General features: G+C 69.1%; 14 protein-coding genes and 1 pseudogene. 6 read left to right on the forward strand and 9 right to left on the reverse strand.

Annotated features, from left to right (window positions below):
* From ACWDAK_RS39180 to ACWDAK_RS39190, 3 genes are all read right to left on the reverse strand, one after another.
* Positions 1-464, reverse strand: a 464-nt coding sequence (locus ACWDAK_RS39180) for an IS5 family transposase (protein ID WP_427396154.1), incomplete at its 3' end; no start/stop codon positions are given.
* A 165-nt stretch (positions 465-629) separates the two neighbouring features.
* A complete protein-coding gene (locus ACWDAK_RS39185) occupies positions 630-1,082 on the reverse strand; it encodes a hypothetical protein (protein ID WP_344641358.1) in 453 nt (150 codons plus the stop codon).
* A 50-nt stretch (positions 1,083-1,132) separates the two neighbouring features.
* Positions 1,133-1,978 (reverse strand): recombinase family protein, encoded by an 846-nt coding sequence (locus ACWDAK_RS39190; RefSeq protein WP_427396143.1) that lies wholly within the window; start codon positions 1,976-1,978, stop codon positions 1,133-1,135.
* 409 nt (positions 1,979-2,387) lie between these two features.
* On the opposite strand from ACWDAK_RS39190, the gene ACWDAK_RS39195 reads away from it, so the two are divergent.
* The 3 genes from ACWDAK_RS39195 to ACWDAK_RS39205 are packed head-to-tail and all read left to right on the forward strand — an operon-like array spanning position 2,388 to position 4,668.
* Positions 2,388-2,777, forward strand: coding sequence for a GntR family transcriptional regulator (locus ACWDAK_RS39195; protein ID WP_427396144.1), 390 nt, complete (start codon positions 2,388-2,390; stop codon positions 2,775-2,777).
* Positions 2,774-3,670 (forward strand): ABC transporter ATP-binding protein, encoded by an 897-nt coding sequence (locus tag ACWDAK_RS39200; protein ID WP_427396145.1) that lies wholly within the window; start codon positions 2,774-2,776, stop codon positions 3,668-3,670. Before ACWDAK_RS39195 ends, ACWDAK_RS39200 begins: the two co-directional genes overlap by 4 nt.
* The gene (locus ACWDAK_RS39205; protein ID WP_344641362.1) at positions 3,667-4,668 is read left to right on the forward strand and encodes an ABC transporter permease; all 1,002 of its coding nucleotides are present in this window, start codon (positions 3,667-3,669) and stop codon (positions 4,666-4,668) included. Before ACWDAK_RS39200 ends, ACWDAK_RS39205 begins: the two co-directional genes overlap by 4 nt.
* 376 nt (positions 4,669-5,044) lie before the next feature.
* Here the strand turns inward: ACWDAK_RS39205 and ACWDAK_RS39210 are convergent, their stop codons facing one another.
* Positions 5,045-5,338: a hypothetical protein gene (locus ACWDAK_RS39210; RefSeq protein WP_427396146.1), complete on the reverse strand. Its 294-nt coding sequence runs from the start codon at positions 5,336-5,338 to the stop codon at positions 5,045-5,047.
* 90 nt (positions 5,339-5,428) lie between these two features.
* On the opposite strand from ACWDAK_RS39210, the gene ACWDAK_RS39215 reads away from it, so the two are divergent.
* Positions 5,429-6,646, forward strand: coding sequence for an alpha/beta hydrolase family protein (locus tag ACWDAK_RS39215; RefSeq protein ID WP_449806564.1), 1,218 nt, complete (start codon positions 5,429-5,431; stop codon positions 6,644-6,646).
* A 400-nt stretch (positions 6,647-7,046) separates the two neighbouring features.
* Here ACWDAK_RS39215 and ACWDAK_RS39220 read toward each other — a convergent pair whose 3' ends face one another.
* The 5 genes from ACWDAK_RS39220 to ACWDAK_RS39240 all read right to left on the reverse strand — a co-directional run bounded on the left by ACWDAK_RS39220 (position 7,047) and on the right by ACWDAK_RS39240 (position 10,135).
* Positions 7,047-7,187, reverse strand: coding sequence for a hypothetical protein (locus ACWDAK_RS39220; RefSeq protein ID WP_427396149.1), 141 nt, complete (start codon positions 7,185-7,187; stop codon positions 7,047-7,049).
* Positions 7,184-8,542 (reverse strand): Tn3 family transposase, encoded by a 1,359-nt coding sequence (locus tag ACWDAK_RS39225; protein ID WP_427396150.1) that lies wholly within the window; start codon positions 8,540-8,542, stop codon positions 7,184-7,186. The genes ACWDAK_RS39220 and ACWDAK_RS39225 overlap by 4 nt, the downstream gene beginning before the upstream one ends.
* Positions 8,485-8,892 (reverse strand): DUF4158 domain-containing protein, encoded by a 408-nt coding sequence (locus ACWDAK_RS39230; protein ID WP_344641366.1) that lies wholly within the window; start codon positions 8,890-8,892, stop codon positions 8,485-8,487. Before ACWDAK_RS39230 ends, ACWDAK_RS39225 begins: the two co-directional genes overlap by 58 nt.
* Before the next feature lie 294 nt (positions 8,893-9,186).
* Positions 9,187-9,651: a hypothetical protein gene (locus ACWDAK_RS39235; protein ID WP_427396151.1), complete on the reverse strand. Its 465-nt coding sequence runs from the start codon at positions 9,649-9,651 to the stop codon at positions 9,187-9,189.
* Positions 9,638-10,135, reverse strand: a complete 498-nt coding sequence (locus ACWDAK_RS39240) for a site-specific integrase (protein WP_427396152.1) — start codon at positions 10,133-10,135, stop codon at positions 9,638-9,640. Before ACWDAK_RS39240 ends, ACWDAK_RS39235 begins: the two co-directional genes overlap by 14 nt.
* A gap of 19 nt (positions 10,136-10,154) precedes the next feature.
* Between ACWDAK_RS39240 and ACWDAK_RS39245 the strand changes: the two genes are divergently transcribed.
* Both ACWDAK_RS39245 and ACWDAK_RS39250 read left to right on the forward strand, forming a co-directional pair.
* Positions 10,155-10,400, forward strand: coding sequence for a hypothetical protein (locus tag ACWDAK_RS39245; protein WP_427396153.1), 246 nt, complete (start codon positions 10,155-10,157; stop codon positions 10,398-10,400).
* A 177-nt stretch (positions 10,401-10,577) separates the two neighbouring features.
* Positions 10,578-11,249: pseudogene (locus tag ACWDAK_RS39250) on the forward strand (hypothetical protein); the annotation flags it as partial.

An 11,249-nucleotide genomic window follows, 5' to 3' on the forward strand; every position in this document is an offset into this window, starting at 1 on the left:
TCTCCACGCTGCCCGGCCGTCACCACGATCGACATGGGCTTCTGCCCCTGCTCGACGGCCAGGTGCAGCTTGGTGGTGAACCCACCGCGCGAACGCCCCGGCCCGTGATCACCAGGCTCGGCAAAGACACCACCCGGTGACTCCTTCTGCAGATCACCCCGCTTCCGGGCCCCGGCCGCATGCTGATGGGCACGGCACACCGTGGAGTCGACGCTCAGGTCCCACGTGATCGCACCCTTCGCGTCAGCCAGGGACTGAAGCTGGGTGAGGACCCGGTGCCAGGTACCATCCCGTTGCCACCGGCGGAACAGGTCGTAGATCCGGCCCCACGGCCCGTACTCGACGGGTACGTCCCGCCACGGAACACCGGTCCGGACCCGGAACCGTATGCCGTCGATCAACTGCCGCCGAGACCAGACAGGCGGCCGACCTGCCTTCACGCCCTTCGGCAGCAACGGCTCCAGCGCCGCCTACTGCTTGTCCGTGAGATCTCCCCGCCCCATGAACGGTGACCATGCACCGCCTCAAGATCCACTTTCAACACACGGCCTAGATGGAGAGCCAACGGACAGCGGCCTGGCCTCGCAGCGTGCGTCTACGTGACCGGATGCACGGTGCGGGGCTGCTGGCTACCGGGGCAGCTTCGCGCAGCGCTCGGGGTAGGCGGTGGTGACGTAGCGCATAGCGGTTGCCTCGGTGATGCCGAAGAGCCGCATGAGCTTGAACGGGTCGCCGGTGGCGAATGCCTCGTCGAGGATGCGGTCCTGCCGGAGCCTGTCGAGGGTCTGCCCCTTGGGCAAAATCAAGTTCAGCTGCATGGTGATCCGGCCTACGGCCGGGTGGTCCGGGTCGAGGGCCGTCTTCTGGGTGACCAGTAGATGGGGGTTGACGCTGGTGGGCCAGCGCCGGTGGCGGTAGGTGAACCAGTCGGCGGCCAGGCGGTGGGTGAGCTCCTCCAGGTAGAGGGTGTGCCGCCGCATGCCGCGGCGCAGTACGAGGGTGCCGCGGGCGAGGTTCAGATCGGCGGCGAGAGCGGTGCGGATCTCTGAGGCCGGGACGGGGTTCAGCCAAGATGCCTGCAAAAGGGGCCATGACGTGATCTTGGTGGGGTGACGGGCCCGGTCGCGGTGCCTCAGTTGGCGAGCTGGCGGGCCGCGGCGAGCCGGGGACTGGGGATCTCTTCTGCGGGCAGGGCTGCGAAGTCGGCGTGGGCCTGCTCAACGGCTTCGGGGTACGCCTGAGCCTTCTCGTGCTCGGCCAGCGCCCGGTAGATGCTGGCCAGGCCGGGGTTCTGGCCCTTGCGCTTGCCGGTGGGGATGATCAGGTCGGGGCGGATCTGCTCGACGGATTCGCCCGCTGCCCGGCGCCGCAGCACGGTGTGGAGCATGTCGTCGTTGATGACGGGCGGGCGGCCGCCGTGCTTGCCCTTGCGGGCGGCGGCGTCGAGCCCTTCGAGGGTGGCCTCGCGGATGCTCTCGCGCTCGGTCTCGGCCATGGCGGCGAAGAACCCGAAGAGCATCCGGCCGGGGCCGGAGGGGTCGTAGATGCCGGGCAGCGGGCCGGCCAGCATCTCCAGGACCAGGCCGTGGGCGGTCAGGTGGTCAGCCAGCGCGGTGAGTTCAGCGGCGTCGCGGCCGAGCCGCTTCATCTCGTAGACGGTGAACAGCACGCGGCAGTGCGGGGCGTGGGCCTTGATCCCGCGGGCGAGGGCGAGGGCGGTCTCGAACTGGGGGCGGACCCGGATCCGGGTGCTGATCTTCTCGGAGAAGATCTTGTCGATGCCGTGCGCGCTGAGCGCGTCCAGCTGCGACTGCAGTTCCTGGGTGAGGTGGCTGCAGCGGGCGTACCCGATGCGGATGTCCGCGCCGGGGGTGTCCGTCTCGGGCGCGGCCGGTGGCGGGGTGCCGGGCCGCCAGGGCTGGCCAGGGCCGCGGTCGGCGGGGGTCGGCACCCGCAGCAGCTTGGCGAGCCGGGCCACCTTCTTGAAGCGGCCGGTGTGGTAGATCCCGGCGACGGCGCCCGAGCGGGAGCGGCAGGGCGAGCCGGGCTGGACGCCGCAGCGCGGGCAGTCGTGGCGCCGACGTCGTCGGCGTCGCTCTCGATGGTGTCCTGAAGGTCCGTCATGCCCGAAATCCTCTCACAAACCATTCCCAGAACAGGGGTCCGTCACCACCTGTGTGAGAACGAGTTCTGAGAACAGATGGGGCGTCCGGACCGTCTCCGGCGACCGTTTCCGATCTTCCTCCCGGAAAGGGTCGTTTGCGGGAGCAATCGGACGCGATGGCCATGCGGCATCCATGCACTCAGGGGACTGTCGATCATTCCGCTTGACAGGCCTTCAGTTCCATAGTCCTATAGTACTAGGAAGATAGATAAATGAGGTTACGGTGATCGAGTTTCACATCGAGGCCCGGTCCGGTGTCGCGCCTTACATGCAGCTGGTCCACCAGGTACGCCAGGCTCTGCGGCTGGGATTGCTGTCCGAGGGGGATCGCCTGCCGAAGGTCAAGGACGTCGCGGCCATGGTCGCGATCAACCCCAACACCGTGCTCAAGGCTTACCGGCAACTGGAGAACGAGGGACTGGTCTCCCCCAAGCCCGGGGTCGGCACGTTTGTCACCGGCACGCTCGGCGACACGCCGCGATCCGAGCACGAGCCGTTGCGCCAGGAGTTGCAGCGCTGGCTCGCCAAGGCCCGTGGCGCCGGGCTGGACGAGGAGAGCATCGAGGCCCTGTTCCTCAACACCTTTCGCAGTTCCACCGAAGAGGAGAAATGACCGCGATCATCGAAGCAAGAGGGCTCGGCAAACGCTACGGCCGACGTCAGGCGCTGTCCGACTGCACGCTGAGTGTGCCGGCCGGGCGGGTCGTCGGGCTGGTCGGCCCGAACGGAGCGGGCAAGTCGACCCTGCTGCAGCTGGCCTGCGGCATGCTCACCCCGACCTCCGGCAGCATCGAAGTCCTCGGCGAACGCCCCGCGTCCAGTACCGCCCAGATGGCCAGGGTCGGCTTCGTCGCCCAGGACACGCCCACCTACGCCGCGCTGTCGATCGCCGACCACCTGCGCCTGGGCGCCAAGCTCAACCCCCGCTGGGATGCCGGGCTGGCCAAGCGCCGGATCCAGCAGCTGGGCCTCGACCCCGCGCAGCGGGCCGGCCGGCTGTCCGGCGGCCAGCGCGCCCAACTGGCCCTGACCCTCGCTGTGGCCAAGCGCCCCGACCTGTTGCTGCTCGATGAGCCCGTCGCGGCACTCGACCCCCTGGCCCGGCGCGGGTTCCTGCAGAGCCTGATGGAGTTCGTGGCCGAGGCCGAGGCGACGGTCGTGCTCTCGTCGCACCTCGTCTCGGATCTGGAGCGGGTCTGCGATCATCTGGTCGTCCTGGCCGCCTCCCGGGTCCAGGCCGTCGGCGAGATCGACGACCTGCTGGCCACCCACTTCAGGCTCACCACGGCCCGCCGCGAGGCCGACACGCTGCCCACGGGCATGCAGGTCATCCAGGCCAACCACACCGACCGGCAGAGCACATTCGTCGTGCGCGCCGACGCGGCCATCGACGATCCCTCCTGGGTGATGGAGCCGCTCGCCCTGGAGGACCTCGTCCTCTCCTACATGAAGCAGGCCGGTGCCGCTGGCGCCGACCACCGACCCGTGCTGGAGACGCAGCGATGATCTGGCTGACCTGGCGTCAATTCCGCCTGCAGTTTCTGGTGGCCGCATCCGCCCTGTCCGCTGTCACGGCCTACCTGCTGATCAGTGGATTCCAGCTGCACAACGCCTACAACAACGCCCTGGCCGGCTGCCCGAACGGCGGCTGCTCGCCACTGTCCCAGCTGACCACCCAGTACCAATTCCCGTACTACCTCGGCAGCGGTCTGGTACTCCTGGTACCGGGCCTGATCGGGGCCTTCTGGGGCGCGCCACTGATCGCCCGCGAGCTGGAGACGGGCACGCACCGGCTGATCTGGAACCAGAGCATCAGCCGCACGCGCTGGCTCGCGGTCAAGCTCCTGTCCATAGGCCTGGCCGCCGTGGTCACCACCGGACTGCTCAGCCTGCTGGTGTCCTGGTTCGCCAGTCCGCTCGACCGGATCAACAACAACCGCTTCATCCCGCTGCTCTTCGGCGCCCGAGGCGTCGTCCCGCTCGGCTACGCCGCTTTCGCAGTCGCCCTCGGGACGTGCGCCGGCCTGCTGATCCGGCGCAGCGTGCCCGCGATGGCGGCCACGCTGGCGGTCTTCGCCGCCGTCCAGGTCCTCATGCCGCTGGCGGCCCGGCCGCACCTGGAGTCGCCCGTCCGCGGGAACGTGGCACTCACCTCCGAGGCGATCAAGTCCGCGTCGCTCATCGGGTTCACGAATGGAACAGGCCCGACCGCAGCGTACGTGGCGGACCTGAACGTACCCGGCGCCTGGGTCCTTTCCGGGCCCGAACCGGTCAGGACCTCGTCCGGTCAAGCGCTCACCATGGCGACCCAGCCCTGCGCGAAGGTCTCGGACGAGGCCACCCGTGACGCCTGCCTCGCCAACGCCGATCTGCACGTGACGGCCACCTACCAGCCCGCTGACCGCTACTGGGCCTTCCAGTGGTGCGAGACGGCGATCTTCCTTGCACTCACCGTCGGCCTGACGGGTTTCAGCGCCTGGTGGCTGCGCGGCAGGCTCGCCTGACCCGGGCAGGGCAGCGACAAAGCCGGCTCCCCACGGCACGGGAACTCGTCGGTCATAACCGGTCCGAAGCAGCGGTACCGCTGATCCCAGCCGCTCCGAGCCTGTGGCGCGGAACAGCGCGCACCGAAGCCATGCCGACCCCGTCCAGTACACGGCTGCAGCGCAGCCGGGCGAAATGATCTGGCCGTAAGCCACCCCATCCCGCCCAGGCCCATCATCCAATCCTGCCGCGCTTCCAGCCGCAACACAGCGGCTGTCGTCGCAACCTCCGGCCGGATGAGGCCGGTCCCCGAGCGGCCACTCAGGCCGGGGTCCGCTCTTCTGCAAGACAGCCGGGCCGCCCGGTGAGCTTCCCCCGCTGGGCGGGAAGTGCTGATTAGCTGGCCGACAGTGATTGACGGGGTTTCAGATTCGCTTGCCCGACCGTCGCCTGGTCGGCGTAGAACTTGGGCCGCTCGCCTGCAACGACCTCCCCTTTTGCCGGCACCTCTGTGCGGGCGGGACCGGGCTGAAGCAGATCGTCGCAGCGCAGATCGGCGGTACCGCGCACCCGTTCGCCGTCGACAACTACGGCAACCTTCACATCCGCGACGGCGACCACAGCGCCACCCTGGTCGGGCCAGCACGACATCGCGGGCAACACCCACACCTGGCCCGGCTGATACGACATCCGACCCACCGACACCTACGACGCCTCCCTCGGCTGCAGGGGCCACAGTCCGCCCCTGCAGCCCATCACACGCACTGGAGAAGGAGAACCATGTTGAAATCCACCTGGAGGCGGTCCGCCGTCGCCCTGGCCATCATCCTCCTGGCCAGCTCTGCAGCAACCCTGTCCGCAGGGCCGGCGATCGCGGCCTCGGTCGCCCCGGTGGCTGCTCCGGGGCTTTCCGCCGCCGCATCCTCCGCCGTCTCCATGCAGCAGGGCTCTGTCCAACTGGAGCTTCCCCGTCCGACGGGCCCGTACGCCGTCGGAGTCGGCACGCTGCACCTGACTGACTGGGACCGCACCGACCCCTGGGTACCCTCCGCCGGGCCGCGACAGCTGTCGGTGTCGATGTTCTACCCGGCCCGGCACGACACCGGCGAGCCCGCTCCGTACATGACCCTCGGCGAAGCGCAGGGCTTCGTGGCGACGCGAATTCCCCCGGGTACCGGAGTCCAGCCGCAGGACGTCATGGCCATCAAGACCTACGCCTACACCGACGCGAAGGCGGCAAGCGGGAAGTTCCCGCTGGTGGTCCTCTCCCCCGGCTTCGAGAACCCCCGCGCCACGCTGACCAGCCTGGCGACCGACCTGGCCAGCCACGGCTACGTAGTGGCCCTGGTCGGGCACACCTACGAGGACTCCGGCGAGACACTCGCCGACGGCAGCACCCCGGGATGCACGCTGTGCGCGGGCGGCGCACCGGACACGCTCCCCGACAGCCGGGCGAAGGACGTGTCGTTCGTCCTGGACCGGCTGACCGGGCACCACCCGGCCTGGCGCCTGGCGCACCTGAGCGACCGCGACCGCATCGGCATGGCCGGGCACTCGGCCGGCGGCGAGTCAGCGCTGACGGCGATGGCCGAGGACCAGCGGATCCTGGCCGGGGTGAACATGGACGGACAGTTCGATCCGCCAGTGCCGGCCGACAAGCTCCAGGGACGCGCGTTCCTCCTGCTCGGGAAGCAGAGCGATCACTCCGCCGGCGGCGGGGAAACGTCCTGGGGAAAGACCTGGGCAGGTTGGGATGGCTACAAGCCCTGGCTGGCCGTCGCGGGGGCCTCGCACGCCAGCTTCACGGACGTCCCGATCCTGGGCGCCGAGATCGGCCTTCCGGTCCCTCCGGGGATGACGACCTCGCCGGCCCGCGGGGCGCAGCTGACCCGGGAGTACGTCGGGGCCTTCTTCGACCAGACGCTGAAGGGCATCCACCAGCCCCTGCTCGACGGGCCGTCGTCGGCGAACCCGGAGGTGCTCTTCCAGCACCCGTGATCGGTCGCCACTCGGCCCCGCTCAACCGCTGAACGCCCCAGCCGGTCCCGGCGACCTCGATGTCAAGCACGGGACCGGCCAGGGCGTTCTCACGATGGAAGACGTAACGGTCCTGAAAGGCTTCGGAAGCTCCGGCGTCATGCCGCCGATACTCGCGACGCGGCGGCGTTCTCCGCTCCGGTGACATAGTCCACCCGTCTGCACGGGGGCACTCTGGCACTGCCAAGGCTTCCCAGCCGCCGAGGTACGGGACGCGCCGCCGTACTCATCTGCCATCTCAAACGCTGACTCGCCGACCGGAGACTCGGTCACACCCGACCTGACCACCAAACCAGTCACAAGTGCACAAGAACTGCAGAGCAGGGGGAAGCACGATCGACGTCACGGAACCCGTGCCTGTTTAGGCAGCCGGTGACGCCTCCGGGTGGTCCTGGGAGCCGAGCTTGGTGAAGTCGACGTCCAGGTGCGGCTCATACGCCTCCGGCCGCAGGTCGAGTTCGTGGGTGGAGTACTCGCCGAACCGCGTGATCTTCTCGGTCATGGCGAGACCTCCGCCAGGTCCTCCGGGTCGATCTTCCAGCCCCCGGCCTGCAGTTCGCGCACCGCCTGGGCGATGTCCAGGGTGTTGTGGAAGATCAGGCAGTTGGTGAGCAGGGCGTTGAACTTGACCGCCTTCTCCTGCTCAACGGGGTCGTTGTCGGCGATGACGCCCCGGTTGCCGAAGCGCACCCACTCGGAGAAGCCGTTGAACGCCTCGACCTTGTTGGTCGCGGCGGTCACCCGCCGGCGCATCTGCGGGTCGGTCACCTGGCCCTGCCTCGGCAGGTAGTCCCGCGAGGTGCGGAAGCGCAGCAGGTGCCCGAGCGCGTCCAGGACACGACTGTCCTCGCTGGTCGCCACCAGGTCCAGGTTCTCCAGCAGGTTCAGCATCACCGGCCTGTCCGCCTTCAGGTGTCCGTGCAGCAGCACCTCCCACAGGTCGCCGTGGTGGGCGGAGACCTTCTCGATCTGGTCGTACTGGGCGGCGAACCCGCCGAAGCCGTCCACCACCGAGGTGACGCTGAACAGGCCGTTGGACTGCATCATCAGGCCCTCGGAGAGTTTGAGGAACGCCGCCGACACCTTCCGGTTCAACCGGCGCGACACCTCGCCCGGCAGCGCTTCCTCGTCCAGGCCCTCCAGGGCGTCCAGGGTCTCCTTAGTCAGCGCGCCGGCCTTCGCCCTCGCCGTCTGCGCGGGCCCGTCGGTGTCCACCTGCCGCAGCAGGGTGCGGTAGTTGCCGACCAGTACCTCGACGATTCCCTGCTGCTGGCGGCGGATCTCCTCCAGCTCGTCGCGGGCCCGCTTCACCTTGGTGGCCACCCGCTTGCAGAACATCGTGGTCAGGTCGTCGCGCACCCGCATCCGGGCCTTGTGGAGCAGGCAGGCGATCAGCGTGACGCGCTTGGTCTCCGCGTAGTCCTGCAGCACGGCCGCGTCCGCCGCCTCGGCCTCGCCCGCGAAGTCCGCGATCTTCCCGGCGGCCAGCCCCTCCAGCCACATCTCGGTGTCGCCCAGCTCGTCCAGCCACCTGCGGTGGTCCGCCAGCTTCTTGAGGTGCGACCAGGTCGCCCGCTTCGCGGGCTGCTTCAGCTGGTTGAACAGCGTCTTGCGGTCCAGGCCGAGCGTGGTCACCAGCCGCAGTAGCCCGGCCCGATCCTTCCCGCCGATCCGCCGGTGGACCAGGGCAAAGATGTCGGTGTTCACCTCGGTGCGGATGCTCATCGCCATCCGGTCCAGCGTCGAGAACGCCGGCAGCTCCAGGCCCTGCTGGACCAGCTGTTCCAGTGCGACGTTGATCAGGTCGGCCGGGTTGTTCTTCGACGCGGCCTCCGCCCGGATCGCCTCCCCGGCCACCTTGCGGCCTGCCCGGCGTCGTAGGTCACCCCAACCCGCTGGCGGATCAGCGACCGGTGGTTCTTCGCGGTCTTCTCCGCGCTGTAGCCGGCCACCACGCCTTCCGGCAGCTCCGCGGCCCTCCGCACGAAGTCGACCACCGTCTCCGGGACCTCCTCCCACCGCGGGAAGCACCCCATCCGCTGGTAGGACTTCAGCAGCACCAGCAACGCAAGTTGGTGCCCGTCCGAGTCCGTCCGGACCACCGCCCACTCCACCTCCTCCCGACTCGGAGAGAAGAACAGGTGCAGCTCACGCGCGGTGATCAGCCGCTTGAACCGCGGATACGCGGTCCGCTCGATCGAGGTCATCCCGAAGCCCTACAACCCGAAACCGACGCGCGACCCCCGCCCGCGCGGGCATGCTCACACTCCGGCTGCCGACCGAAGATCGAAAACCCGATACCCAGGACAGACGGCAGCTGGCAGTGGTAAATGCCTGACGGACCTGGTCAGGGCTTCAAAATCACGTCATGGCCCCGATTACACGTACCTTGGCTGGACCCCGGGAGCCCCGTGGGTTCAGGGAAACTGAAGGCTCTTCAGCGGGAACCCGCGGGTCGAATGGTGTGCTCTGCCGGGATCGACCCGTGAGTTCGTGCCGACTCACGGCGAGGCGTCCTGGCTCGTGGGCGTCGTCGCCTCGTGGAGATGCTCCTCAACAGGACCCAGGTGCTGGCCATGGGCCAGGACGATCTCGTCTGCGAGGTTGAGGATGCGGATGGTGCCGTCGGGAAACTGGACGGTGATGCCGACGGCGAAGTCGTAGTCGCCGCGCTGGTAGCGGATCTCCCGAACGGAGAGGATCCGCTGGCCGACGAACCGGGTCATGGGGAAGTCGGGCAGGTCGTCCTCGACCGTGGTGTGGCCGTACTCGTCCATGTCGTAGGGGCCGTGAGGCTGATCGATCTCCAGGGACAACCCGTCGCCCGGAGTGTGGAACCGAACGGGGCCGAGCCCGTCCATGTGCAGCCACATGTGGAGGAGGGAGGGCTCGGTCTCCTGGTAGTGGTGCCAGGACGTCGTCACCTTCAGCAGGCGTCTGTCGACCAGGTCCTCAGCGTTGATCATCCACCGATGCTGTCACAGCGTTCAACGACTCGGCACTGGATTCCAGGAGGCGCCTGGCCGAGTCCGCGTAGCGAATCGCGGTCTTCTCGGCCAGGCCGAAGACCTCAGCGAGGTGGAGCGGGTCGGGGCCGTGAACGAGGGCTTCTTCGAGCTGGCGGTCGACGCGGAGCCGTTCGAGGGTGGCGGTCTGGCCGCGAAGCGCGGCGGAGACCGAGACGCCGCTGATGGGGCCGGTCTCCAGCGCGGTCTGCTTGTTGATCAGCAGGTGTGGGTTGGCGGTGTCGGGCCAGCGCCGTCGCCGGTGCTCCAGCCAAGCCAGGGCCGTCTGCAGGGTGAGCTCGTCCAGGGGTCGGACGCGGCTGTTGATGACGAGCCGGCGGTTGCCGATGTCGAGGTCGTCGAGCTGGATGCGGCGGATCGCACCGGGTCGGGCGGCGTGGACGGCCGCGAGGGCGAGGATCAGCCGGTCCGCCGGGCGGGTCACCGAGGCGACCGAGGACTGGATGTCCTCGGATTCCAGGGGCTGGCTGGATGACGCTGTTCGCCTGCTGGCCGACCCGGATGCGGCTGGTCGGGTTCTTGAAGATCGTGCCGTTTTTCTTGGCCCGGGTGAACAGCGACCGCAGGGCGACCAGGGTGTGCTTGCGCTGGGAGCCGTGGACGGTTTCCAGGTGGGCGAGGACGTCGTCGCGGGTGACCTCGCGCAGGTGGTCGTAGCGGTTCGACCACTCCAGCAGCACCGGCCGTAGCCGGTTGAGGTAGCCCCAGACGGTTGCCACGTCCCGGGGCTGTGAGCGGGGGCCGCCGTCGTGCAGGGTCCGGGCCCACTCCTGGACGTCGCGCCTGATGCCGGCCGCGAGGCCGTCGAGCTTGGACTCCAGCCACAGGTCGAAGGAGGACGGCCGGTCGTCGAGGAAGACGCCGATGTGGTCGAGTACTTCCGCGGTCCGTTCGATGCTGAGTCCCCGGGGCCGCAGGGCCGGGAACAGCTCGGTGTGCCGGATGATGTCGCCGTCGGTGTGGCCGGACAACACGATGACCAGGGCCCGGTCAACGCCCAGGCAATCGCCTCGGGGCCAGCCGTGGGCCTCGCCGAGGCGGTGGGCGACGTGCCGGGCCCAGGCCAGCCATGGGTTGTCGGGCCGCGCGTGCTCCCGGCGGTCGAACCGGGTGAAATCGCGGCGGGCCTCGAACAGAGCCGGCTGGACTCAGCCGGAGGCCGGCGAAAGCGCCGGGGCGGGGTCGGGAAGCCGGGGCCGTCCCCGGCGCTTGCCGCGCGGCGGGCCCGGGCAGCGCGGACGGTGGAGGTTGATCAGGAACAGCCGATGGTGCCGTACCTGTTCCAAGTATGGCTTCAGTACGGTGACTTGACCTTTGGCGCCCTGGCTCGCCTGATGCCAGCACAGACGGCAGTAGCCCTTCTTCAACCGCACGAGTCGCCGGCATCCGCTGCACTCAGCCGGTTCCTCGGCGCGGCGGAAGCTCTGGCACGCGCTGCAGGCCCGGCCGGGCAGCACGCCCCAGCCGAAGCAGTCCGGGCAGGTGGCGGGCGGCTTGCACCTGCCCGCCGGCAGGACGTAGGCCATCACGCCGGGGGC

The organism is Kitasatospora sp. NPDC001175 (genome assembly GCF_053598215.1).

Excerpts from the sequence above, each read along its gene's own strand:
- ACWDAK_RS39200 (WP_427396145.1), top strand. The coding sequence starts at position 2,774 with ATGACCGCGATCATCGAAGCAAGAGGGCTCGGCAAACGCTACGGCCGA.
- ACWDAK_RS39205 (WP_344641362.1), top strand. The coding sequence starts at position 3,667 with ATGATCTGGCTGACCTGGCGTCAATTCCGCCTGCAGTTTCTGGTGGCC.
- ACWDAK_RS39210 (WP_427396146.1), bottom strand. The coding sequence starts at position 5,338 with ATGTCGTATCAGCCGGGCCAGGTGTGGGTGTTGCCCGCGATGTCGTGC.
- ACWDAK_RS39215 (WP_449806564.1), top strand. The coding sequence starts at position 5,429 with ATGTTGAAATCCACCTGGAGGCGGTCCGCCGTCGCCCTGGCCATCATC.
- ACWDAK_RS39220 (WP_427396149.1), bottom strand. The coding sequence starts at position 7,187 with ATGACCGAGAAGATCACGCGGTTCGGCGAGTACTCCACCCACGAACTC.
- ACWDAK_RS39230 (WP_344641366.1), bottom strand. The coding sequence starts at position 8,892 with ATGACCTCGATCGAGCGGACCGCGTATCCGCGGTTCAAGCGGCTGATC.
- ACWDAK_RS39235 (WP_427396151.1), bottom strand. The coding sequence starts at position 9,651 with ATGATCAACGCTGAGGACCTGGTCGACAGACGCCTGCTGAAGGTGACG.
- ACWDAK_RS39245 (WP_427396153.1), top strand. The coding sequence starts at position 10,155 with ATGTCCTCGGATTCCAGGGGCTGGCTGGATGACGCTGTTCGCCTGCTG.